This is a genomic window from Paenibacillus sp. NMA1017 (genome assembly GCF_058895805.1).
The window spans coordinates 116,971-140,852 of the sequence record NZ_JBZXYR010000008.1 but is presented as its reverse complement, the minus strand read 5'-3'; the positions used below and the strand labels follow the sequence as shown (position 1 = coordinate 140,852).

The 23,882-nt window shown below is 41.8% G+C and carries 20 protein-coding genes and 2 pseudogenes; 14 read left to right on the top strand and 8 right to left on the bottom strand.

Features of this window, described 5'->3' with window-relative positions; genetic code table 11:
- Positions 1-9 precede the first annotated feature (9 nt).
- The 6 genes and pseudogenes from AC5ELV_RS19025 (at position 10) to AC5ELV_RS19000 (ending at position 4,738) form a co-directional block, all read left to right on the top strand.
- On the top strand, positions 10-429 hold the full coding sequence (locus tag AC5ELV_RS19025; RefSeq protein ID WP_493431425.1) for a hypothetical protein: 420 nt from the start codon (positions 10-12) through the stop codon (positions 427-429).
- 388 nt (positions 430-817) lie between these two features.
- A complete protein-coding gene (locus AC5ELV_RS19020; protein ID WP_493431424.1) occupies positions 818-1,093 on the top strand; it encodes a hypothetical protein in 276 nt (91 codons plus the stop codon).
- Positions 1,094-1,760: 667 nt separating this feature from the next.
- Positions 1,761-1,895 (top strand): annotated as a pseudogene (locus AC5ELV_RS19015) (SF0329 family protein); the annotation flags it as partial.
- A gap of 231 nt (positions 1,896-2,126) precedes the next feature.
- Positions 2,127-3,116, top strand: a complete 990-nt coding sequence (locus AC5ELV_RS19010) for a tRNA dihydrouridine synthase (RefSeq protein WP_493431423.1) — start codon at positions 2,127-2,129, stop codon at positions 3,114-3,116.
- A gap of 54 nt (positions 3,117-3,170) precedes the next feature.
- Entirely contained in the window at positions 3,171-3,740 is a 570-nt protein-coding gene (locus AC5ELV_RS19005) for an SF0329 family protein (RefSeq protein ID WP_493431422.1), read from the top strand.
- A 419-nt stretch (positions 3,741-4,159) separates the two neighbouring features.
- Entirely contained in the window at positions 4,160-4,738 is a 579-nt protein-coding gene (locus AC5ELV_RS19000; protein ID WP_025677352.1) for a hypothetical protein, read from the top strand.
- 3 nt (positions 4,739-4,741) lie between these two features.
- Here AC5ELV_RS19000 and AC5ELV_RS18995 read toward each other — a convergent pair.
- Positions 4,742-4,944, bottom strand: a pseudogene (locus AC5ELV_RS18995) (IS3 family transposase); the annotation flags it as partial.
- A 200-nt stretch (positions 4,945-5,144) separates the two neighbouring features.
- Here AC5ELV_RS18995 and AC5ELV_RS18990 point away from each other — a divergent pair.
- The 3 genes from AC5ELV_RS18990 to AC5ELV_RS18980 all read left to right on the top strand — a co-directional run bounded on the left by AC5ELV_RS18990 (position 5,145) and on the right by AC5ELV_RS18980 (position 10,944).
- A complete protein-coding gene (locus AC5ELV_RS18990; protein ID WP_493431421.1) occupies positions 5,145-7,367 on the top strand; it encodes an MrcB family domain-containing protein in 2,223 nt (740 codons plus the stop codon).
- A complete protein-coding gene (locus tag AC5ELV_RS18985) occupies positions 7,339-9,750 on the top strand; it encodes a DUF2357 domain-containing protein (protein WP_493431420.1) in 2,412 nt (803 codons plus the stop codon). The genes AC5ELV_RS18990 and AC5ELV_RS18985 overlap by 29 nt, the downstream gene beginning before the upstream one ends.
- 111 nt (positions 9,751-9,861) lie before the next feature.
- Entirely contained in the window at positions 9,862-10,944 is a 1,083-nt protein-coding gene (locus AC5ELV_RS18980) for an endonuclease NucS domain-containing protein (RefSeq protein ID WP_493431419.1), read from the top strand.
- A 149-nt stretch (positions 10,945-11,093) separates the two neighbouring features.
- On the opposite strand, the gene AC5ELV_RS18975 is transcribed toward AC5ELV_RS18980, so the two are convergent.
- Positions 11,094-12,035: a helix-turn-helix domain-containing protein gene (locus AC5ELV_RS18975; protein ID WP_493431418.1), complete on the bottom strand. Its 942-nt coding sequence runs from the start codon at positions 12,033-12,035 to the stop codon at positions 11,094-11,096.
- A gap of 308 nt (positions 12,036-12,343) precedes the next feature.
- Between AC5ELV_RS18975 and AC5ELV_RS18970 the strand changes: the two genes are divergently transcribed.
- The 3 genes from AC5ELV_RS18970 (at position 12,344) to AC5ELV_RS18960 (ending at position 16,084) form a co-directional block, all read left to right on the top strand.
- Positions 12,344-13,363, top strand: a complete 1,020-nt coding sequence (locus AC5ELV_RS18970; protein ID WP_493431417.1) for a glycoside hydrolase family 88/105 protein — start codon at positions 12,344-12,346, stop codon at positions 13,361-13,363.
- 12 nt (positions 13,364-13,375) lie between these two features.
- Positions 13,376-15,538, top strand: coding sequence for a 1,3-beta-galactosyl-N-acetylhexosamine phosphorylase (gnpA, locus tag AC5ELV_RS18965; protein ID WP_493431416.1), 2,163 nt, complete (start codon positions 13,376-13,378; stop codon positions 15,536-15,538).
- A 174-nt stretch (positions 15,539-15,712) separates the two neighbouring features.
- Complete coding sequence (locus tag AC5ELV_RS18960) at positions 15,713-16,084, top strand: hypothetical protein (RefSeq protein ID WP_493431482.1); 372 nt, start codon at positions 15,713-15,715, stop codon at positions 16,082-16,084.
- 91 nt (positions 16,085-16,175) lie between these two features.
- Here AC5ELV_RS18960 and AC5ELV_RS18955 read toward each other — a convergent pair whose 3' ends face one another.
- A complete protein-coding gene (locus AC5ELV_RS18955) occupies positions 16,176-17,114 on the bottom strand; it encodes a helix-turn-helix transcriptional regulator (RefSeq protein WP_493431415.1) in 939 nt (312 codons plus the stop codon).
- 144 nt (positions 17,115-17,258) lie between these two features.
- Between AC5ELV_RS18955 and AC5ELV_RS18950 the strand changes: the two genes are divergently transcribed.
- Positions 17,259-17,708 (top strand): VOC family protein, encoded by a 450-nt coding sequence (locus tag AC5ELV_RS18950; protein ID WP_493431414.1) that lies wholly within the window; start codon positions 17,259-17,261, stop codon positions 17,706-17,708.
- A 115-nt stretch (positions 17,709-17,823) separates the two neighbouring features.
- Positions 17,824-19,302, top strand: a complete 1,479-nt coding sequence (locus AC5ELV_RS18945) for a protein adenylyltransferase SelO (RefSeq protein ID WP_493431413.1) — start codon at positions 17,824-17,826, stop codon at positions 19,300-19,302.
- 113 nt (positions 19,303-19,415) lie between these two features.
- Here AC5ELV_RS18945 and AC5ELV_RS18940 read toward each other — a convergent pair whose 3' ends face one another.
- Genes AC5ELV_RS18940 through AC5ELV_RS18920 form a run of 5 tightly spaced genes read right to left on the bottom strand, consistent with a single transcriptional unit; the run spans position 19,416 to position 23,732 of the window.
- The gene (locus AC5ELV_RS18940) at positions 19,416-19,832 is read right to left on the bottom strand and encodes a DUF4280 domain-containing protein (RefSeq protein ID WP_250272992.1); all 417 of its coding nucleotides are present in this window, start codon (positions 19,830-19,832) and stop codon (positions 19,416-19,418) included.
- A gap of 5 nt (positions 19,833-19,837) precedes the next feature.
- Entirely contained in the window at positions 19,838-20,368 is a 531-nt protein-coding gene (locus AC5ELV_RS18935; RefSeq protein WP_493431412.1) for a hypothetical protein, read from the bottom strand.
- Positions 20,365-21,627 (bottom strand): pentapeptide repeat-containing protein, encoded by a 1,263-nt coding sequence (locus AC5ELV_RS18930; RefSeq protein WP_493431411.1) that lies wholly within the window; start codon positions 21,625-21,627, stop codon positions 20,365-20,367. The genes AC5ELV_RS18935 and AC5ELV_RS18930 overlap by 4 nt, the downstream gene beginning before the upstream one ends.
- A 12-nt stretch (positions 21,628-21,639) precedes the next feature.
- Positions 21,640-23,055 (bottom strand): phage baseplate assembly protein V, encoded by a 1,416-nt coding sequence (locus tag AC5ELV_RS18925; protein ID WP_493431410.1) that lies wholly within the window; start codon positions 23,053-23,055, stop codon positions 21,640-21,642.
- Positions 23,052-23,732 (bottom strand): hypothetical protein, encoded by a 681-nt coding sequence (locus tag AC5ELV_RS18920; protein WP_493431409.1) that lies wholly within the window; start codon positions 23,730-23,732, stop codon positions 23,052-23,054. Before AC5ELV_RS18920 ends, AC5ELV_RS18925 begins: the two co-directional genes overlap by 4 nt.
- Positions 23,733-23,882: the final 150 nt, after the last annotated feature.

Here is a 23,882-nt window from a genome sequence, read left to right as displayed (position 1 = left end):
GATTGAGATATGGTAACCTTAAGACCCTTTGCAACTGCATTCCTTTATTATAGTAAAAGGAAAAATTTAACTGATCCATATGAAATGAATATGACAGAAGATAAACCTTTACAGAATCTACTCGAGAAATTAGCGATGCATTCTAGCTTTAATAATATCTTTGAGCCGGAACTGGCTGAACATCTTCTTTGTTCTTATGTACTCGATCCAACTGTTAAAAGTAAAACTAGTTATAACAATGCTGATGCTGATAATCTTTTACTTACTCTTCAACAAAATTTACAGGCGAATATCACTGGACAATGGGTATTGTTCCCATTAAATAATGCATATTTAACCTCTACAATTAGATTTAAAGATTTTGTCTTTATTGCTGGAAGTTTTGAAGAAAAAGCAGAAATATTGAGATTGTTAGGTGAAACATCCTAAAAAAAGCCAAGGAGAGGATGAGGTATACAACACTGAGCAGGTCTTCAGGCTTTTTCAATCACCCACTTTTAGCTGTGAGAATACGTGGTCAGCATCGAAATGTTGAACAAAATGCTCGTAGAGTCGCTTTTTATGCAAATTGTATACTGCAAGCAATTTATTGGGCAAGAATTTATCCCCATTTTCAGATGCCTATTAACTTTCATTATGATTACGAACATGAATCCAACCATATGATGCTTTACGGAAAAGAAGATTGGCAAATAAGACGTATACCCTTTCGATACAATGCTGAATGTAAAATTAACCTCAATTGGCTTGACAAAAAGAATTGCGGTTTTTTGTTAAAATATATAATACTTTGGTTCGTAATGGAATCACAGAAGCAATGACATTAAGGTTTTATAAAGGATTAAAGTTCTTTAAAAAAGCCATTGAGTCTGAAGAAAGAGAAGATATTTTTGAGGGCATTGGTTTGCTTTTGTTCCATTTAACAATAGCTGCTGAAACTATTTTATTAGAAAACCAGGATCATAAAAGAGCAGGATTATCTTTCTTGATTCCAAGACTTGTTAAATCACCAGGTGTATCCCCAAGTGATGACTCATTGCTTACTTTAAACGACTTGTGGCAGGTTTACTTTGTAATTCACCATATTTTATAAAAATGATGCAAAAGCGGTCAACAACTGATTTAAGGAATATTCTTCAATTTTGGTTTAGTTATTTAGACAACCACTGGCAGCAAGGGAAAAAATTAAATCCTGACCTGTATAGGCGAATGACTAGACCTAGAGAGTAAAATTGTCTAGTGTGGCTTGGGTAAAACACGGTAATATTTCGGCAATAAACGCAGCAATTATTACACGATTTAATCATATAGCGACAATTTAAACCCAGTTAAAGGGAGTTTAAGGGGGGATTGAATGAAGATTACTTTAGAAATGAGTAAAGGTGCATTAAGAACAGCAAAAAAAAGTATTTTCTGGAGAATTAACAAGAAATCAAGGAAAAATTGAAATCAACAGGCTTACGGGTATGAATGAAGGTTCAGCACAGGATTTTATCACTATTTTTTTAGCTATGATGAACGGGAAAGTATATAAGCGAGCTTCCAATAATGCTACCAATAAATTTTTACTTAAAAGTATTAGGCAAGATTTTGGCGAGAAATTCTATAGTAACGCATTAAATGCAGTACAGCAGCACATAGAGTATTACTCCACTTTTGAAAATTTTGGGTATTCATGTGTAGAAATTGACGAAAAGGGTCAAGGATATTATTCCTCGGCTCTTTTTTTAAGCCATTCGCTTGGGAACGGCGTAAGCTGGGGGAAGTTATTGAATATTTTGGCTTTGGTGGACAAACGAGTTGGTAAAAAAAGAATATTAAACATGTCTGATAAGATAAAATTAAAACATCCAGCCGTGCAGTATTTCTATGAACTGCGGCGCAGTACGTTATAGAAGATGGCAAGGAGGGGCGGCGCTCTTCCTTTTTTTGCGAGTCTTTTGGGGAGTCTGCTCCTCTCTTGGGTATGATATACTCATTTAGATGTCTATGCTTAACATATACTGCCGTTTGAACTACGTTGCTTAAACATGTTATATGTGAAGAAGAAGCAAGGACATGAACAGGTTAGCTTTACCATTTTGGGACCAAAGATTTGTCCTGGTATTTATAGAGGAGTTTTTGATATGACGAATAATTTTTGGCGTGAGTTGCCACGACCCTTTTTTATACTGGCACCGATGGAAGATGTGACGGATGTTGTGTTTCGCCATGTCGTAAGTGAAGCAGCCAGACCGGATGTGTTTTTTACGGAGTTTGCGAATACAGAGAGTTATTGTCACCCGGAGGGGAATAAAAGTGTACGCGGGCGATTGGCTTTTACAGCGGATGAACAGCCCATGGTGGCCCATATCTGGGGAGATAAGCCGGAATACTTTCGTGAAATGAGCATCGGTATGGCGAAAGAAGGCTTTAAAGGCATTGATATTAATATGGGTTGTCCTGTAGCGAATGTAGCGGAGAATGGGAAGGGAAGCGGTCTGATCTGCCGTCCAGAAATCGCAGCGGATATCATTCAGGCCACCAAAGCCGGGGGACTGCCCGTCAGTGTAAAAACAAGGCTCGGTTTCACTACCGTAGACGAATGGCGCGACTGGTTGACCCATATTTTAAAACAAGACATTGTGAATTTGTCCATTCATCTGCGGACAAGAGAGGAAATGAGCAAAGTAGACGCTCACTGGGAACTGATTCCGGAGATTAAGAAACTTCGTGATGAGGTGGCACCAGACACACTGCTGACCATTAACGGAGATATTCCGGACCGTCAGACCGGCTTGAAGCTCGCTGAGCAATATGGAGTGGATGGCATTATGATTGGGCGTGGTATTTTCCAGAATCCATTTGCGTTTGAGAAGGAGCCGAAGGAACACAGCAGTGAGGAATTGCTTGAACTGCTGCGGCTTCATCTAGATCTCCATGATCATTATTCAGCGCAGGAGCCACGTTCGTTCAGCCCTCTCGCCCGCTTCTTCAAAATATATGTCCGTGGATTCCGAGGGGCAAGTGAACTCAGAAACAGCTTAATGAACGCCAAATCAACAAGTGAAGTGCGTACATTGCTTGATGAGTTTGGAAGCAAGGATCATGATGAGGTAGAGGAACGTGGAAATTAAATTCCCAAGTTGGGAGACGGGCTGTTAGTAGGCATTGAAAACATAGGAGGATATATGTCCTGGAGTAAATTGAAGCAACAACTGGAGAGCTTCCGCTGTCCTGCGTTAGACGGAAGGGTCGAATACCGAGCTACCAGTTACCGTTATTTGCCTGATAAGTCTGGAATTTGTTATATAACTGTAGATAAGAAGAACATACTCAATATGAATGATATCACTAGTCCGATCAAATGGTATCAGACGGAGTTGGAAATCAAGAATGATCCAGATATCCAAGTTCCTATCAGCAATGAAGAAATTGAAACGGTCAGAAAAGATACTAATGGGAACGTTCCGGAGGATCGTCTACAAGTAATTGCAAGAGGTAGAAAAATATCAGAGCATGCAAAGGAGCTTTTGTCAGCACAGGCCTCATTAAGCAAGTCTAATTTTAATGTTGTAGCTAATAAGTTTTTAACTACTTCTATAGAGGACAGCTTAGAGAGTAATGATATCTTATTGAATATTCTAGCTTTAGTGGACAGACGAGTTGGAAAAAAGCGAATTTTAAACATGACCGAGAAGATGAAGTTAAAGCATCCAATGGTGCAGTATTTTTATGAACTACGGCGTAGTACGTTATGAAAATAAATAACTTTTATTGAAAAAGTATTCTTTAGCCAAAACCGGATTCCCCCTGAAAATAAAGGTAATATGATAAGAGGTTACCGTAGTATTGGACAATAATGGTTATTCCTAAACTAATAATTGAATTGAAAACGATTAAAAACTCTTCATTATTCTTTAGGCAGTATGTTAAGTTGTTTTTATAAAGAACACAACGGAAACGATAACCAGATGAATGAGTTATTAAGTTTATTCTTACCTTATTATTAAATACCAAGATAATCATAAATAATAATCGAGAAGATACCGGGGATTCCTTAGGAGGAGTCCTTTTTAAATTTCATCAAAGTTAATGATTTTCAGTCCCTTAAAATGATATTATTTACGCATAGGCTAATAATCCTATCAATTTTAATGTAGTGTGCGGGAGAAAACAAATGAATGCAAATTTCGGAGAAGAATTGGTGTATTGGTATCTTAGATTAAATGGCTTCTTTCTTATTAATAATTTTGTTTTACATCAAAATAGTGAGGGAAGGACATCCGACGCAGATTTGTTAGCTGTTCGATTACCATATGTATATGAAGAAACAGGCGGTAGGTTAGAGGATTGGGATCCGTTGTTACTTTCTTACTTCGAGCCAGGGAAAACAATAGGGATTATTTGCGAAGTAAAAACAGGTCTCAACTTTAACACCAATAAAATTTTTCAAGATTATAATGTGAATAAGTCTGTACAAAGAATTGGATTTACGAGTAACGAGTTAGATTACCAAGAAATTTTTGATAACTCTATGGTTAGTTTTGGAGATTATCAGATAGCCAAGCTGCTAGTAACAAGAAAACTTGATAATCCCAAAAGTGATTGCTTACATATCAAAATGGTTCACATTAGAAGTTTCCTACGGGAAAGGATGCATAAATATATGGACCGGAAGTTGGGAGACCGTATGTTTTTTTCTTCTTCATTACTTCAATATTTAATATGGGATGAAAGTTTAAAAATGAATCGGTGAGATTCAAAAAGTGGTTCCTCTGATATAGAGTGTACAAAAGACGACGTTTATTTGCGTCAAATAGCCCAAAGTTCCATGAATGCGATGCTTATTGAACCAGTTGACGTAATCGTATAATTCCAAATCTAAATGACGAAGGCTCTGAAAGCTCATCTGGTTCAAAACTCCGTTTTAATGATCTTATAGGTGGCATCAGCCACGGCGTTTGGGGTTGCAGTAACTTCCCAAGATGCTGAATGCGAAAGATGTTTCAAAGGATATGCATAAAAGGAAAGGTCTTGCTTTTTAGTTACTTCTTTAATCTGGAATTTAAAGTTTTCCCTATCATGCCGATAAAGAAAGGATAAAGGTACTTTTTCTCGAATTATATCTAATAAAAGTTAATGCACATTCTTGGAGGAACACCATGTTACCCAACGAGCTTTCTACCATTTTCCGAAACAAACAAAAATCCTATAAGATGGTTCTTATTCTGTCCCTCATCGACGAATATGAAGAGAACCACAATCTAGTATTTCCGCTCAACAAAATTGCTGAGCGTTTTTTGGCTTATTACCGACATCATAGCACTGCAGAGAACCCAGTGGATGCCCCGCCGCAGAGAGAAGCTTCAAGCTGGAATGATTATACGTTAGCCCAGACGAAGACACTGCTTAAAACACCGATAGATGCGTTATCATCGATACTTGAATTCAACAACGCTCAGCAAGCCATTACTTTTAAGTTATCCATTACGAATGAGCTTAATGACAATGTAATTCAGGAATTAAAAGCATATGCGCTAAATGAGTTAGACAGCTACAATAATCAACCGACATCTAACGAGATAGGAGCCGCCTTTTCACTGCAAAATACTTTAACTGAAATTTTAAATAGTTACCTACACGCCAAAACACAAACTTTTGCGAATCATCCATTAGGTGTGTTGTTTAGACAAACTATACCGGAACAGTTAAGGAAGCTGCCCTTTATTGATGAGAACAATAAAATCGAAGGGTCTGTGGGCAAGGGCAGATGGGCTAACATTCCGTGGATTGCGATTATGGATAAGCGAATTACAAGGACAACACAGCAAGGAGAATATATCGTTTATTTATTTTCAGAGGACATGAGCAGTGTATATCTTACATTGGCTCAAGGGGTGACTGAACCTACAAAACGTGGCAAAAAAGAGGGTTACCGATACCTTGAACAAAAGGTCACCGAAATGCGAGATCAGCTTCCGCTTGAAAGCATGCAAAAGGATGATAACATCCACCTGACAACAAGCGGTTTAGGACGGGATTATCAAGTATCCACGGTTGCTTATGTGCGTTATGATCGGGACTCTATCCCAGATGATGATCAACTATTGGCCGATTTAGAAAATGTTATGAACAACTATAAGCTTTATGTGGACAGCCTGATACAAGAGCCAGTAGAAGAGAATGAGCCTACTTTCGAATATGAGGAGCTAGAGCCATTGGATCCATTAACGGTGTCGCCGCGAGTTGAGCAAATCAAAGCTTATATCGAGCAAAGAGGATTTCATTATCCAACGGGGCTAATTGAGAACCTGTATTTATCTCTGAAGACTAAACCATTCGTCATTCTAGCTGGAGTATCGGGTACGGGCAAAACGAAGCTTGTTAAGCTATTTGCTGAGGCACTTGGTGCGACTGGGAGTAACCATCAATTCACGTTGATTCCAGTAAGGCCGGATTGGAGTGATCCGTCCGATCTTTTGGGCTACAAAGATTTATCAGGAGCTTTTCGTCCAGGTCGTTTAGCGGAAGTGTTGGTGGATGCTTCACAGCCAGAAAACCAACATAAGCCTTATTTTATCTGTCTCGATGAGATGAATTTGGCTAGGGTGGAGTATTATTTTAGTGATTTGCTTAGTATCATCGAAACCCAAGAATGGAATAACAATCAAATTGTGACTTCAACGCTGATTAACCGAGATTCCTTAAGGTCAGAGGATCAGTCGATCTATGGGGATCTATATTTGCCAGATAACGTGTATTTGATTGGAACAGTCAATATGGATGAGACTACGCATCCTTTTAGCAAAAAAGTGTTAGATCGTGCCAATACGATTGAATTTAACTACATCAATTTACAGCAGTATCCAAACGATCATCGGGTAGAGCACCAAGAAGTGATAGTGGCCGAAAATCAATTTTTACGCAGCGAGTATTTACAGTTAGTGGACGTGTACAGGGATTATAGTGATTTGGTACATAAAACGACAGAGAAGCTCGTGAAGATCAACCATATCCTAGAAGAGATTCATGCCCAGGTCGGATTTCGGATTAGGGACTCCATTTGTTTTTATATGGTATATAATCAACGGTTTCAATTACTTACTGAGGATGAGGCGTTTGATTTGCAGCTTCTTCAGAAAATACTTCCGCGTGTCCAGGGTAGTAGCTTATCTGTGAAACGGGTGTTACTGCAATTGATGCAAGGAGCGCTAGGGAAGTCTTTAGTAGTAAATGATCTTATTGAAGATGCTTCAGGCCTCTACCAGAAATGGAGCTCCAGTCAAGGAGAAGAAGATGCGAGGCATCCTCAAACTGGTAGAAAAATTGCCTTCATGTTACGGAGGTTGGAGGAAGATGGATTTACCTCATATTGGCTCTCTTAGTCAGAGCGTTGAGCTTCTTCGTGTCGAGACGAATCTGTTTAATTTATATATTCAAGGCAAGCCGTTTCATCCGACCGTGGAGTTTTTGCAGCTTCACCGCACTGAGGAAGGGAAGTGGGTGGATACCTCACTGCAGGTGTCTACTCTGTCCACGGTTCTATCTATTGAAAAGGTATCTGTATTTACTCCTCAATTAGGCGAATTGTCACCATGGCAAACAGGTGACCCAAGCTACCCGATCTTTTTCGAGACGCAGTCTTATGAGCTAATTATTGAGAAAAGGCAGGATATAGCGTTAACCTTTCACCATGAGAATGTAAACTTGCGTCAAGCGATTAAGCCCCTCGGTAAAACGATTTTATCCGGTATTCTGAACTTTCAAAATGAAGTCGGACTATCCCTTTTGGAGCTAAGATTTAATGGGCAGCCGATTTGTCAGCTTCAGCTCGAGATATTTCCAGCAAAGATGGACTACAAAAATGATTACCAAATGATCCTGAAAGATGTGAACCAACAGATTTATAATCTATCCTTTGACTTTTTGCGAAAAACCTACAATTTGACGGGTTTAAGAGAGACACGTAATCAAAGTCTAACTGAGTTTTTTACCATCCTTCAGCATGTGTTCGAGCAGCTTGTTCAATCTGTGGAGCGGATTAAGGCTTCTCCGCATACTAAGCTAGTGAAAGAGGAGCGAATTGTAGAAGCTGCCCGAGCGAAGAGGGTGGGCAAAGAGAACGTTCCTTTTATAACTAAACGTCCCCATTTGTTAGTGTCGGATGAGAGGCTTGGCTTTGTACCGTTAAACAACCAAGGCTATTACCCAAGTCATGTATTGGAGACGAAACGGCAAATTAGCTACAACACGATGGAGAATCGCTTTGTACGTTGGGTGCTGCTCCGTATTTCGAGCAAGTTGAAGGATATAAAAGCACGTTTGATGAAAAAGGGTCGCTTACAAGATCCCTTGCTAGCGAAGCGGTTGGAATTTATGCAAACACAAATAAAGCGTCTATTGAACCTGGATTTTCTAAAGGTTGGCGAAATGAAGCAATTGTCGATCTCTTTGGTGTTACAAATGGCATCGGGGTATCGGGAAGTGTACCGGAATTATTTGATGCTTATGAAGGGCTTGTCCATTCAAAATGACCTCTTCCGTATTTCCATGAAGGACTTAGCACAGCTATATGAATATTGGTGTTTTCTTAAAATCCATGATCTTCTTAGCCGGAAGTATGAGCTTCTCACCCAAGATATGATTAAGGTTGATCGCAGGGGCTTGTTTGTAACCCTGGATAGGACACAGAAGGCCAAGATGGTATATCGAAACCCGGTCAATGGGGAGGTATTCACCCTTTACTACAACACATTACCTAAAGGCGATCATAGCCAAACACTGGGGCAACAGCCGGACAATGTTCTTACACTGAAGAAAAATGAAGCGGCGGTGGAATATAAGTATATTTTTGATGCCAAATATCGCTTGAATCCTGGGTATGAGGGAACGTCGTATTTCAGAAATTACAAGATGCCGGGTCCTGAGGAAGATGACATCAACACGATGCATCGCTATCGGGATGCTATAGTGTACACAGATGCACATAGCCGGGAGCTGGAACGAAGCATGTTTGGTGCTTATGTATTGTTCCCATATCATGATGAGGAGCGGTTTCAAGAACATAAATTTTACAAAAGCATTGAGTTAATTAATGTTGGGGCATTTCCATTTTTACCGAACTCAACAAAGCTGATGGAAGCTTTCTTGGATGAGATTATCATGGACAGTCCTGAGAAAGCCTATGAGCGTTCTACCCGGCCGCGGGGGACGAAGAGTTATTATCAGAACAAAATGAGCGGCAAAAATATTATGGTTGGTTCGTTGCGGGAAAAGGCGCAGTTAGATTTAGCATTAAAATACGAGTTTTACCATATACCATTGGAGAATATCTCTGATCACAAATTATTAACACAGATAAAATATGTTGCTCTTTATCAGTCACGAAGTCAGTTTTTATCCACAGGCGAAACCGGGATTCATTGGTATGGGAAAGTGGTTGACTGGAAGGTAATGCGGCGTAAAGAAATCACCGAACGTCCTTACAGGCGAGGTACGGAAGATAAGCTATATGTGAAATTTACGGTAGAAAAATGGATGAAGAGGGACAAGCCGATTGTATCTGGAGGGAGAGGGATTTATACGGTGTTGTACACATCTAAATATATGTTTGACCGTGCAGCAGAGATTGCTGAACTCAAATTGGAAACAGAAGAGGACCTGGTGCAGTGGCGCGAGCAGAGACGTTTAGGTACAGTTAAAGTGGATTTGAATCATGAGCAGGTAGACTTGGCTAGTAAGGTGTTGGGGGTCCGGCTTAAGGAGTGAGGAAGCATTAATTCTTTCTATCCAGATGCTGAGAAAATGAAAAACATGGATTACTAGGATGTATGATGTTTTAGAATTATCTTTAGACTAGCAAACAAGGAGAGAACTGGAATGCCGATCGAACTAGGAATTTGGAAGATTAATGGAGCTGTCGAGAAAATTCACTTTTCTAGTATGGAGACCGAACGTAAGCTCGAAGATGTTATCACACATGATATTAGCATCATCGATCCTTCGTTATTGTTAATTGGGAGACAGATCAATACAGCCTTTGGTAAATTCATTGATATCCTTGCAATGAACTCGGAAGGGAATCTAGTCATTATCGAATTAAAACGTAATAAAACGCCACGAGAAGTAGTTGCACAGACACTGGATTATGCCTCGTGGGTTCAACAGTTGAATTATACGAATATCATTGAGATCTATAGTGAGAGAAATCCGGGAAAGCAATTGGAACAAGATTTTGTAGACTATTTTCAAACCGACTTACCTGAAACTTTGAACGAACTCCATCAATTGATTATCGTGTCAGCAGAACTGGATCCAGCAACAGAACGAATCATTAACTACTTAACGAACTTCGGTGTCCCGATTAATGCACTCTTTTTTCATTATTTTAAAGACGGAGATAATGAATATCTGGCCAGAAACTGGCTCATTGATCCCAACAAAGTTGAGGTTAAAACATCTAATGTGACGACAAATAAAACAGGAAAGGCTCCATGGAACGGGAAAGATTTTTATATCTCTTTGGGAGACGGTGATTATCGGAACTGGGAGGATTGCAGACGATACGGTTTTATTTCGGCTGGCCAAGGAAAATGGTACAGCAGATCGCTGAATCTTCTGAAGCCGGGTGCCAGGATTTTTGCATGTATTCCTAAAGTGGGGTATGTTGGTGTCGGAATCGTGCAAGAGGAAGTGGTACCCATCAAGGAGTTTCAAGTGATGGTAAATGGAGTAAATATACCACTGCTTGATGCTGATATACATGTAAGAATGGATACAGATGTCGATGACCCCGATTTATGCGAATACGTTGTACAAGTGGAATGGGTCAAGACTGTTTCTAAACAGGAGGCGATCTGGGAGAAAGGGATGTTTGCGAATCAGAATTCTGCCTGTAAATTGAGAAACCAGTTTACGATTGAACGCCTTACGGAGCATTTTCGACTGGAGGAAGAGAACTGATAATAAATATGTCTCTTTCATTAAAAATGAAATTGATTGGTTATCATTATTCAAGGGTCTTTCCTGGTTGCCGCAATGTCCTACGTCACCCACTATGATATTTGGCGAGAAGTGGACGAGCTGCTTGATTCGGTTTGGTAAAATAGATATTAAACCCACCCCGTAAACTCCAGTATAGACGCTTTTGCGGATTGCGCTTCGGATTGCGCCCCTTTACGCCATTCTTTGGGCGGCTTTCCCATAAGCCTGGAGAAGCATCGGTTGAAGCTGGAAATGGAGTGAAAACCGACTTGTTCGGAGATCGAAAGAATAGAATCCTCCGTACTTTTTAACTGTTTGCAGGCCTCTTCGATTCGGGTGCTGTTTAGGAAATCGAGAGGCGACGTCCCCATAATTTCATGGAATTTTCTTCGGAAATGAGTTGTACTTAAATGGCACAGATCGGCCAAAAAGTCCATCGTAATGGGGTTCATATAGTTTTTCGTGATGTATTCCAGAACCGGAGAAATGACAAAATCGCTTTTCAGGCTATGCTCTGTTTCTTGATCTGCCAACAGTTCATTCCTGGAATGAATTCTAAGGAGTTCTATATAAAGGGATAGCAATAAGCCGTAGGCACTTTCCTGATAGTAAGGATTCTGCTGTTTTAATTCCTCTACGATTGAAGTCGCAAGTGTATACACCTTGGGATACTGCTCCTTATTCAATATACAGTTTTTCCCCTTCACCACCCACAAATTTGGCTCGAAGTTGCTGTAAGCACTTTTAAATGAATGTTGAAAGAGGTCCTCTGGCGAAAAAAAGATATAAGACCAAAGACTGGCTGTATTTGGCGAACTGTACGTGGTATGAGGAAGATACCTGGGGATGAAGGTGACGTCTCCGGCTTTAAAGGGTACAGATTCTCCTTTGATCTCCATGATACCGCTATCTGAATAGCATATACCAATCTCCAAATGGTTATGGAAATGGAGATGTTCACTTTTAATATCTGAAATCTTCCAACGCTCACCGCTTAATAGCAAGACAGGGAAATTTATAGGCAAACTGTAGTGTCGGTATTCTATAATGGGCTTCTTTTTTCTGGGCATATTCAATACTCCCATGACTTTGATTTTAACCAGCACATATACATCAGGATTTTGCAAAATTCGATTCCAATCGCTCCAAGGTGCAATATATAGACGAACTAGACCTATATATTGTTTATTGGAAGTCGCTTATTGGATTTTTTCAAAATCCTCACATAAATGATTGGAATTGCGCAGTTTTGTTGCGAATATGCTTAGATGGAGACTATTTTACTGCGTACAATGGAATAAGTAAAGCGTTTTCAAAACGGCGACGAACAGCTCTCAAGCGCCTTTGGGGGCGTGTGCGCTAGGAGAGGGGAATAAAGATGCTTCAATTGAATTATGACAAGGAAGAGATATCAAAAGTTATCGACAAAGTCGTCAGAAAAACAATGGCGATGGATTTGACGTGGGACTGGCCTTGCGGTGTGGCTTATTATGGTGTATCCACGGCCTATACAAAAACAGGAAATAAAGACTATTTGAATATGCTTAAGCAGTGGGCGGATGAATATATCGAGCTGGGTCTGCCACACTGGACGGTAAACACATGTGCTATGGGTCATATGCTAATCACATTGTATGAAGAAACAGGAGACCCAAAATATTGGGATATTGTGATGAGCAAGGTGGATTACATCCAAAACAATGCTCTCAGGTTCGGAGACCATGTTTTGCAGCATACGGTATCCGTGGCTAATGATTTTCCAGAACAGGCATGGGCGGACACGTTGTTTATGGCGGCATTTTTTCTGCTCCGTGTAGGAACCAAATTAAAGGATGAGGCAATGATCCAGGACGCCTTAAACCAATATTACTGGCATATCAAATACCTGCAAGACCCTAGTAGCGGTTTCTGGTACCATGGCTACAATAATGTCAAGCAGGATCACATGTCCGGATTTTTCTGGGGGAGAGCGAATGCTTGGGGAGCATATACCATGTCTCAAGTTAAAATTCATTTGAAAGACTGGTACTTGTATCCGCAGTGCATGGACATAGAGTGTTCCCTTCGGGACCAACTAGCGGCACTGAAGGGGGTTCAAACGGAGAACGGCCTGTGGCGGACGGTACTGGATGACGAGGAGTCCTACGAAGAAGTGTCTGCATCTTGCGGTATCGCGGCGGCCATGATCAATAACGGCAATCCGCTGCATACCAAATACGTGCATAAGGCATTGGAGGGCGTCTTGAACCATATTAGCGAGGACGGACGGGTACTAGGTGTGTCGGGCGGCACAGCGGTTATGAAAGATCGGGATGGGTATCGCAATATTCCAAAAGACTGGATTCAGGGCTGGGGTCAAGGCCTGGCATTGGCTTTTCTATCCGATATGTTGAATTAGGAGGGAACCAAGTTGTCCAAACAAACAACGGGGGCCTTTACACTACCGGGAGAATCCGGTTATGAGGCGCTGACCCTGAAATTAGCTGAACGGTGGGGTGCCGATGTCATCCGTGACAGTGACGGCACGCAATTGTCCGATGAGATTATAAACGCTGGGTACGGCATTTATTCAACAATCTGTATCATTAGAGATCATAACGAGTGGGCGTCCCACCATCTTGACAAGCTGCAGCAGTGTTTTTTAATTACAAATCCGAAGGTAGCTGTACAAGATTATGTATCCATCTATCTGATGGAGGATTTTTTTGCTGAACAATTCAAAGTGAATGATTCCAAAGAGGCGTTAAACTATTGGCAGGTTTTTGACAGAACGACTGGGGAGGAAGTTCCAAGAGAACAGTGGAATTATGAAAGGGAATCCGGAAATGTGGTCATTACCGGAATTGCTCCTTGGCATAAATACACGGTAAGCTTTATGGCCTACCGGATCTGGGAAGAGATTTCCATGTACAATCACACCACGAATCACTGGGACAAAGAGCATTTGATGCAGATTGATCCCATCTATGCAGAAACGCAAAAGTATCTGTTGGATTGGATGGAAGATTGGTGTCTCCATCATAAGGAAACCACGGTTGTTCGGTTTACCTCCTTATTTTATAATTTCGCCTGGATCTGGGGCAGTAATGAGCGCAATCGCCATCTGTTCTCTGACTGGGGTTCATACGATTTTACGGTAAGTTCAAGAGCGCTTGATCTGTTTGCCAAGAAATACGGGTATTCGATGACTGCCGAGGATTTTGTGAATGGCGGGAAATACCGCGTCAGTCATATCCCGGCTGAGCAGCGCAAGCTGGATTGGATGGCATTTATCAATGATTTTGTAATCGAATTTGGCAAGAAATTAATTGACATTGTGCATAGGCACGACAAGCTGGCCTATGTTTTCTATGATGACAGTTGGGTTGGCATGGAGCCTTACAATGACCGTTTTCAAGAGTTTGGATTTGACGGGTTGATCAAATGTGTGTTTTCAGGTTACGAGGCGCGCCTTTGTTCAGGTGTAAAAGTGAATACGCATGAGATTCGGCTGCATCCATACTTATTTCCGGTTGGTTTAGGCGGGCTTCCTACCTTTATGGAAGGGGGAAACCCCACACTGGATGCCAAAAAGTATTGGATTAATATCCGGCGTGCCTTGCTGCGGGAGCCGATTGACCGGATTGGACTGGGCGGATATTTGCATCTTGTAGAGCCTTACCCGGATTTTTGTGATTATATCGAAAAGATTGCCAATGAATTCAGAGAAATTAAAGAACTGCACCATGAAGGCAAACCCTATCACATGAAGACGAAGGTAGCTATTCTGCATAGCTGGGGAAAATGGAGATCGTGGACATTGTCCGGCCATTTCCATGAAACGTATATGCATGATTTGATTCATGTCAATGAAGCTTTATCCGGATTGCCGATTGAAGTGCAGTTCATTGATTTTGAAGATATCCGTCAGGGAATTCTACAGGATTGTGATGTAGTGATCAATGCTGGCTCTGCTGGTTCAGCATGGAGTGGTGGAGAGTACTGGAATGACAACAAGTGTGTGGACTTACTGACCCAATGGGTTTATGAGGGTGGTACCTTTATTGGCATCAACCAGCCCTCTGCGGTCGAAGGCCATGACAGCTTTTTCAGAATGGCGCATGTTCTCGGACTGGATGAGGATACAGGCTCCAGAGTAGGTCATGGAAGATGGGCATACGAGGCTAGCGATGAGCATGGTTTGGTGCCTGAAGGAGCCAGTATAACGCCAAAGAATAGCATTTATCTTACCGATGGGTCAGCGGCGGTAGTTGAGGAAACGAGTGGTATGATAACACTGTCTACGCATGCCTTCGGTAAAGGAAAGGGAGTTTACCTTCCTTCATTCGAATTCAGCTGGGAAAACACAAGATTGTTGCTGAATATAATTCGCTTTGCGGGCAATGAGTTACATGAAACGAAGTACATTACAGATAACCTATACACAGAGTGTGCTTATTATCCAGAAAGTAAAATGTTGGTAGTTATCAACAATAGCGATCAAATTCAAAGAACGACGATTGAAACGGACTATGGCAAAAAAACCATAGAATTAGACCCGTATGACACCAAGATCACTCATATTGGCGATTAATAAAATCGGTATAGGAACAGAAAATAATGAGAAGTAACGGTATCAAGCCCTCCTTTATTTTAAGGAAGGGCTTTTTGTTTCAGCACCTCCAGAAAATCAAGCCAATTTACCGGGGATTTTGTCCATTCAAAAGTATTTACTCCATCATTAACTATAGGTATAACAATGAAGGAGATGATTTCTTTGAGAAAGGCCACCTTAATGAAAATTAAAAAAACGGAGGCAAAGTTGGGGAAAAAACTGAAAAAAAGTAGTCACGTGATTATGAATCTTAAAAAAGCCATTCGTGTAACTCAACTTGGGGATGGATTCGCACGTTTCACTTTCTCTCCGGTCACTATTCCGCCAAATAGCTTTAGAAGCACTACGATTAACGGTAACGACTACAATCTGATTAGCGGTTCATGGATTTTTTCTGGGAATCAGCAAGGGTTTCTTCTCGATAACTATTCTGCGGCTGAAGACAGATGGTTCTTTACTGCATGGAATCCAACTGGGTTCACAAGAACGGTATCCTATGCTGTTATCGCCAAACGGAAGCCATAATTCAAATGTCATCGTTAGCAAGGAAAAGGAGCTTGAGCCTTCTTTTCCTTGCTAAAATGCAGAGAAAATTTTAAACAAACCTTCGATAATCTTATAATTTTTGATAGTGGTTTAAGAGGTGCTCAACTCTATCTTTAATAATCTGTTTTAAAGATTCAGGCTTCACTGATCGTACATAATGACCATATCTCATCAAATAATGAGCTATAAATTCTTCTTCTCCTGGATTATAGAATCCCTTAATGACTGTCTTATCACCATTTTCTATTTTCATAGAAGGATAATGTTCTTTATAAAAAATATCCTTGGCTTGTTCTAAAATCTCTACTTCAAAGTCAATGCTCTTTTCAGATTGATACATTTCTAATGAACGACTCAGGAGTTCATCTATAGAAAAGCGAGAATTGTTCTCCTCTTCTTCTATAAAGGTTATTCGATCACATCTGAAAACTCTATATTTATTCGTTTTTAACTCTATTCCAGTAGCATACCATTGGCCAAACTTAGCGGAAATTTTGAAAAATTGAACATAGTAACTTTTTTTCTGATTATTTTTTACATATTTAACTTTACACGTACTCTCATTAAGAATGCTTGTTAGAATTTTATCTAAATAACGACTAACATGATTATGCTGATATATTTCAAATTGTAGAACCTTTTTCATTTTATGAATCTGGTTTATTTGTATTTTAGAAAGACAGTGTTCAAACTTTTCATTGAGTTGATTAACACTTAAATGAAAGGGGGTAGATTGATAAGCTTCTAACGTCAACATTGCAAAGTACAGAGCATATACCTCATCCATCGTAAAAATAATGGGGGATAACAATCTATTTTTTAAGATACCATATCGTCCATGTCTGCCATGTTCCGAAAAAATAGGCATACCTAATTGTTCTAATGAATTAATATCACGTAGAGCTGTACTTTTTGAAATATGGTATTTATCCATTAGATCATTTAAATTAAAGAATTCTCGACTGTTTAAGTATCTTATCATGTCATTTAATCTTTCCGATTTCTTCATCTAGGTCTCCTTATAAAGGTGTCACGTTTTGATACCTTTTTATATGATAATAAGTTCAAGGGAATATATCAAATTCATAAGATATCTACCTGAGGATTTTACAAAAATCCTTACTAACAGCATATATAAAAGGAGATTGATACCATGAGTACAACACTGGAAGTAGCTATTTTCTTATCCATGAACGGAAAAGCAAAGGAAGCTATACATTTTTACAAAAAACACTTCAACGCAGAGGAATTGTTTCTGGTTACCTATCAAGACATGGCCCAACGTGACAGCTCCATACAGCTTACTGATGAAAATAAAAATTATATTTCTCATTCAGTCTTAGTAATCGGAAAAACAAAAATAATGATAGCAGAAGACACAATGAATCCCAGTGAAAAATATACAGTTGGTAATAACACTTCATTATGTATTCAAAGTGCTGAATTAGAAGAAATTAAACATTTTTATCATAGCTTAATTACAGATGATCGAGTGAAAATTATTGTGCCTTTATCTAATAATGTGTTTAGCCAAGCCTATGGTATTATTGAAGACCCGTTCGGCATTCAAATACAATTAATGTTTGATAATCGATTACAATAAAAAAGTATGTTAAAAGCTAAAAAGCACAATAGCATGGTGAAAAGTGGATAATAAATGGACAGAAGTAAAAACTAAAAGGGGAAAATCCAAGATACACAGCAGAAAAGGAGACACTATGACGGAGAAAAAAGAAATAGCCGATAAAATAGGATGGAATTTCGACAACAGTTATTCTCGTCTGCCGGAATCATTGTTTACAAAGCTCAACCTAACTCCTGTCCGCTCACCAAAGCTGATTATACTTAATCAACCTTTGGCAACATCACTGGGGTTGAGCGGCATGGAGCTGCAAAGGAATGTTGGCGTAGCAGAGCTGGCCGGCAACCAGGTTCCAGATGGAGCCGCACCTCTTGCTCAAGCTTACGCAGGTCATCAATTCGGGCATTTTAACATGTTAGGAGATGGGCGTGCTCTGCTGCTTGGCGAACAGATCACTCCCTCGGGTGAGCGGGTTGATATTCAGCTCAAGGGTTCAGGCAGAACGCCATACTCCCGTGGTGGTGACGGTCGTGCGGCACTTGGTCCGATGCTTCGCGAATACATCATCAGTGAAGCGATGCATGCGCTGGGTATTGCTACCACCCGCAGCTTGGCGGTGGTATCCACGGGTGAGTCGATCATCCGGGAAACCGAGCAGCCCGGTGCCATTCTGACCCGTGTGGCTGCCAGTCATCTTCGGGTCGGAACCTTTCAATACGTCTCAGCATGGGGCACGTCCCAAGATCTCCGTACTCTGGCTGATTATACATTGGAAAGACACTACCCGGAAGTTGCCAATGACGAAAACCGTTACCTTTTACTGCTACAGGAAGTGATTAAGCGTCAGGCCGAGCTGATTGCCAAATGGCAGCTGGTTGGTTTTATTCACGGGGTGATGAACACCGACAATATGACCCTTAGCGGAGAAACCATTGATTATGGTCCTTGCGCTTTTATGGATACCTATGATCCTGAGACGGTATTCAGCTCCATCGACAGGCAGGGCCGCTATGCTTATGCCAATCAGCCGCATATTGCTGCGTGGAATCTCGCGAGATTTGCTGAGACGCTCTTGCCACTGCTGCATGACAACAGGGAGCAGGCTGTCACACTGGCTGAGGATGCAATTTCAGATTTTGTAAAAATATTTCACCATCATTGGCTTGCAGGAATGCGCGCGAAGCTGGGGATCTTTAACGAAGAGGAGGATGATGAATCTCTTATTGAGGATCTTCTGAATATCATGCAGAAGCATCGTGCGGACTACACCAATACCTTCCGAGTCCTAACTTTGGACAAGCTGGAGGATACAGTTCTGTTCGGCACTGAGGACTTTGCCCAGTGGCACGAGCAGTGGCAGACGAGGCTGGACAGACAGCAGGAATCACAAGCCTCCTCGCGTCAGCTGATGCGCAGCAGCAATCCTGCAATCATTCCACGCAACCACCGGGTAGAAGAAGCACTGGAAGCTGCGGTGGAACGAGAAGACTACCGTGTGATGGAGCAGCTTCTTGAAGTTCTTTCGAACCCATATGCCTACTCTACCGAACAGGAAATGTACTCTACATTGCCTGAGAAATCCAACTGCTCATACCGAACCTTTTGCGGTACCTAATGTAATGTAATCATGTTGAACAACTCGATGATAACCTATATCATGCGTTGGTGGAGAAGATGGCCATTCTCTCACCAACGCATTTTGTTTTTATAGTGGTAGGTTGCAACTGATTAATCCAGCTCCTGACCGTCATTTTCGATCTGTATGTGTCCGCAATAAAGACATTGATGCGTACAATTCTGTGTAAGAGCAGGCTGGCCTTCGATGTGCATGTCGCTTTTTCCGTTCAACCAAGGCATCGTAAGGACAGGAATACACGGGGCCTTTTTCACCCCATAAATATCGACCATCTCACTGGCTTGTACAGCCGGATTCAGCGGACTGGAGCAATTCCCAAAAGATTTTATGTTCACTCCAGGTACATAATCTCCAATATTCATCTGTGCTTTATTTTTGACATACACCCCGTGGCTAAAAGGGCGCTTCAAACGCGTAGGCTGTGTACCGTAACTACAGCTTAAAATCGCGCCTGCCACGACGTAGCTTTTTTTCGCACCTGTTCCAGGCTGCACACTTGCTTCTTCCATACGGATTATTCCTCCTTTGTGGCCATCTCCACTTTTTGAACACGAACGCCTGTAAATGGACGACGCAGCAGACTTTCCGCTACCGCGAGGTTGATATAAATATGTGCTTCCAACAAGCCGGCGATCCGAAATATAGACGATTTGATTTTCCCGTGTTTAAGTACCAATTGCTTCAAGGTGTGGTCGGGATACCACTCGGTTTGCGAGGAAAGACATTCCACCACAGGTGGGCGCAGTATCCAGTACACATCCTGCCTGGCTTGCTGAAAATCGGTAAGTATAGCAGCCTTCCATTCCAGCTCCGGCATATATTTTTCCAACAGGGCTTTCACGGAGTCTGAAACCAGCGGCAAAGGGAACTCCAGAAAATCCGGATATACGGTTCGTGGATCTGTATGTACTGCTAAAAACAGGGGAGTGTCCTCCGCCTGAATGGTATGACCCGAAAGAAGCTCTTCCACCTGCAAGGGAGACAGGGGCGCAGTCTCTACCCGATGCTTTACGCGCTCGTCCACCATGAGTCGAAAATATCTCATGATATCCACTCCCCTTTACTCACTGCATCTGTTATCTGTGTAGCCAGTGGCGTTTCTACAACAGAAAGGCCAATAGCTTGGCTTAGTTGGTCATCTGTAAAGATTGCCCGGTGTAGTTTTGCTCCTGTAAAATTAGCGTTTACTAAACATGCATCTATAAACGAAGCGTCAGTAACATCGGCTCCTATAAAGCAGGCACCTGTTAGATCCGCACCGTTAAATAAAGCTCTTTGCAGCGCGGCATCTTGGAAAGCAGCTCCTTGAAGCTGTGCATGTTGAAAACTAGCTCCTTGTAAATTCGCTTTTGTAAAATCCACTCCATCCAATCCTAATGGTTCCCAATCCAGCCAAGCATCCGATCCATACTCGCTATTGCTTATAACTTCGTCCAGTATAGCCTCTTGTAGGGAACAGCCACGGAAATCGGCTCCGTGAAGCAGACTGTGCGAAAAGTCGGTTCCATCTAGCTGAGCTTCTTGCCATACCGTGCCTACGAGGATACATTGATGCAATCGACTTTGTTGCATCTCGATCTGGCGAAAGACTGTATAGCGAAAATCCAAGGAACTGTAATCTCCATTCGACAGTTGAACTTGAGACAGTGCTTGGTAGCTGTAGGCCGATTCTTCTTTTTCCTCCAGCCAAGACTTTATGATGTTTGCATCCATGGTTCTTCGATCTTCCCGGTACACGGAGACACTATGATCCATATACTCCCCGACGCGAATCTCAAAAACTTCTTCACGATCCAACGCCTCAAACTCTGGTAGGTCGACTGCTTGCTTCATAGCCTGACGAACCAGACTAACGATCATCGTATGAAGATATCCTGCTGCTTCCAGCATGATCTGTTCCAATTCAAGTTCGGAAAGGGAGACTTGCTGCTTCAAGGTTTCAGCCCCAAGTTGTTCACGTAATTGAGTCCAATAATGAAAAATCCAACTTGCATCGTACTCCAACTGAACGGGCTCAGCATCAAGCATCCATAAGGCATCCGTAGCTTCAACAAGATAAGCGGGCTTCTGTTCAAGCCAGGTGGTGCGCAGCATAGAGTAGGTGATGTAACCAATATGACCTTTACGACCTGTGAGTTGCTTTTGCCGAACCCGCTCACAAAAGGCGCGAAAATGTTCTACTATATGCTGTAATCTTTGTGTTTGTGTTGATTTACATTTCAACGCCCATTCTTTGCGAATGAAAGACCATGCCTGATAAAGAGCCTCTTGTTGCTGATCTAACACATCTGTTTGCTTTTCCATTTCTAATCATCCTTAATTCGACTTCACTTCGCTGCCTTTCATATCCGCCGATCCGCTTAATTCAATATGACTGCCATTACAATCCATACGGAGCTGACTACCTGCGGACAGACTCATCGTCTTGCCCGCAGACAGGCTGAGATTGCCTCCCGCCGTAATATTCACCTGTTTGCTGCTCGCAATATGAATGCCTTCTTTATCGTCCAGTTTGATATAAATAGCGCCGTCCTTGCCTGTAACGACCAGTTCATCCGGTCCCAGCCGAATTTCCTTGCCATGCGGGGTACGCCATATTTTCATTTGAGGATTGGAAAAATGGTTATGCGTACTCTTGCGATCTGCCCTTCTCACCGCACTACCTGCCACGCCGTCTTCTTCCCGACTACCGGGGAAATAGAGGGAAACGGAATCGCCTTTTTCCGGCATAACGTACCAGCCGGTATGACCACCGCCACTGTACACAGTAGAATAGTTGAACCAATGTGCTTTGCTTGCGTCCTGCTGTTCATCACAATCCAGATGGATGCGCACCTGATCCTGGCGTACGTCCAGCACAATACCGCTTAATGAGGCTCCTGCCAGCTTATCCTGGTAGTAGCTTTTTTGCCGAAAGCCCTGGTAAGAACCCAACACATACTGATGCCGCAGCAGTCCTTGACTCATGGCGGTGTAGGCTTCCATCACATACAGGTTATGCCCCTGAAAATTCAACTGAGCGCCCAAGTCGAGTACCTCATCCGTTTCTACCTCATAAAAAATAAAATCGTGTTCACTCAGCTTGGTTTGCTCATTCTCCTGAAAATAACGAAAAGGAAGCAATTGCTTACGTACGGTATAACGGGTATGATCCAGTATCGCCTGTGCAGGGCTGTCCTCGATACCAAAATAAAATTTGGGACTGTCAAAACGGGCTACAGGCATCAGACTCGTATGATAACGGGAGGCTATGCGTCTTAAAAACGCCCAGTCTGTCTCCTGATACTGAATGGCAAGCCGTCCGATGGCTTCTCCTCCAGTAGCCCCGTCGATCACATCCAGTCCTTCATAGTCCTTACCAATGTGCTCCAGCATTTGAGGAATCGTCATTTTCGTATACTGAAAAGAACGAGTACGTTGCTTTATGTCCATCCGGTACGTATGGGAAATAGCTTCCACCTCCAGATAGTACACACCTCGCACAACTTTTACCTCGACCGAGAGGGCAATCCCACTAAATAGCGGTTTGCTTGCGCCAGATTCATCTTGCTGGCTGACTTCAATGATGGTATTTTTTTCTGTCGTTTCCACGTAACTGTCTTGCAAGTCTTCGGGGATAACACCTGTAAAATAAAGCCGAGTATGCTCATTGATTTTTTTCGTTAAGGTAAGCTCCTCCAGATCAATTTGTTCATAAGGGTGAATGTGAATTTGATCGTATCCCAGACTCATGGTGTAGTCATTCCTTTCTCATTTGTAGAATAGGCGGAGGGTGGAAGGACGGAAAGGGATTGAACCCAGTATTCTGCTACAGGTAACCATACTTCGAGATCTGCCTCCAGACAGCTAAAGGAACCTATGACAACTCGTCCATTGTGGATAAAGAGCAGCATTTCGTTGTATAGATTACCGTCGATCCCCGCCGCCACAAAACGAATCTGCCCAACTGAAAGTCCGGAACCGTTGGTGACCATTTCGGTACCTAACCAGTTGCGAATCGGTTGTACAGACCGTAGAATATCCGCCATTTGCTCTACAAAATCGGGCAGTTCTTCCGCTTCCAGAGCGGTATCTGTAGGATTAAAAGTGATATTGATGGTCTCCTCAGATGAGGTATAAATGACCTTTGGTCGATGCTCTGAAGGATATTTGATTATAGCTTGCTCCATTGGCATAGGAGTAAAGGACTTGGGGATGTAGAAACCAATCTCTCCGTGTAGTATTGTAATGGGCTCCAACGTGAGATAATCATTTTCAATATGAAGTAGCTTTGTTTCTTCAAACATGGAACCGTCCTGTTCCGATTTCTGAGTTTGAGCTGGGATGGATTTCATATTATCGTTATTAGCTGTCTTCTGATCCACCATTTTAGCTTTGAGGCTAAGTATATGCTCGTCTAGATAGTTCATAGGAAGCCCCCTTTTAGGAAAAATACACGTTTGTACTTGAATATGTAAAGATGGGAGGAGATATTTAAGTACAGAACCAGCATATGTATTTATCGGTTAAAAGAGAGATTTAGTTTACAAAATGAACCATTCGTTGCGGGGCTACATTGT

Coding starts and splice junctions, on each gene's coding strand:
- AC5ELV_RS18930 (WP_493431411.1), bottom strand. CDS start 21,627: ATGGAAAAGCAAACAGATGTGTTAGATCAGCAACAAGAGGCTCTTTAT.
- AC5ELV_RS18920 (WP_493431409.1), bottom strand. CDS start 23,732: ATGAACTATCTAGACGAGCATATACTTAGCCTCAAAGCTAAAATGGTG.
- AC5ELV_RS18940 (WP_250272992.1), bottom strand. CDS start 19,832: ATGGAAGAAGCAAGTGTGCAGCCTGGAACAGGTGCGAAAAAAAGCTAC.
- AC5ELV_RS18935 (WP_493431412.1), bottom strand. CDS start 20,368: ATGAGATATTTTCGACTCATGGTGGACGAGCGCGTAAAGCATCGGGTA.
- AC5ELV_RS19020 (WP_493431424.1), top strand. CDS start 818: ATGACATTAAGGTTTTATAAAGGATTAAAGTTCTTTAAAAAAGCCATT.
- AC5ELV_RS18925 (WP_493431410.1), bottom strand. CDS start 23,055: ATGAGTCTGGGATACGATCAAATTCACATTCACCCTTATGAACAAATT.
- AC5ELV_RS18950 (WP_493431414.1), top strand. CDS start 17,259: ATGAGTACAACACTGGAAGTAGCTATTTTCTTATCCATGAACGGAAAA.
- AC5ELV_RS19005 (WP_493431422.1), top strand. CDS start 3,171: ATGTCCTGGAGTAAATTGAAGCAACAACTGGAGAGCTTCCGCTGTCCT.
- AC5ELV_RS19000 (WP_025677352.1), top strand. CDS start 4,160: ATGAATGCAAATTTCGGAGAAGAATTGGTGTATTGGTATCTTAGATTA.
- AC5ELV_RS18985 (WP_493431420.1), top strand. CDS start 7,339: ATGGATTTACCTCATATTGGCTCTCTTAGTCAGAGCGTTGAGCTTCTT.
- AC5ELV_RS19025 (WP_493431425.1), top strand. CDS start 10: ATGGTAACCTTAAGACCCTTTGCAACTGCATTCCTTTATTATAGTAAA.
- AC5ELV_RS18980 (WP_493431419.1), top strand. CDS start 9,862: ATGCCGATCGAACTAGGAATTTGGAAGATTAATGGAGCTGTCGAGAAA.
- AC5ELV_RS18960 (WP_493431482.1), top strand. CDS start 15,713: ATGATTTCTTTGAGAAAGGCCACCTTAATGAAAATTAAAAAAACGGAG.
- AC5ELV_RS19010 (WP_493431423.1), top strand. CDS start 2,127: ATGACGAATAATTTTTGGCGTGAGTTGCCACGACCCTTTTTTATACTG.
- AC5ELV_RS18945 (WP_493431413.1), top strand. CDS start 17,824: ATGACGGAGAAAAAAGAAATAGCCGATAAAATAGGATGGAATTTCGAC.
- AC5ELV_RS18970 (WP_493431417.1), top strand. CDS start 12,344: ATGCTTCAATTGAATTATGACAAGGAAGAGATATCAAAAGTTATCGAC.
- AC5ELV_RS18990 (WP_493431421.1), top strand. CDS start 5,145: ATGTTACCCAACGAGCTTTCTACCATTTTCCGAAACAAACAAAAATCC.
- AC5ELV_RS18955 (WP_493431415.1), bottom strand. CDS start 17,114: ATGAAGAAATCGGAAAGATTAAATGACATGATAAGATACTTAAACAGT.
- AC5ELV_RS18975 (WP_493431418.1), bottom strand. CDS start 12,035: ATGCCCAGAAAAAAGAAGCCCATTATAGAATACCGACACTACAGTTTG.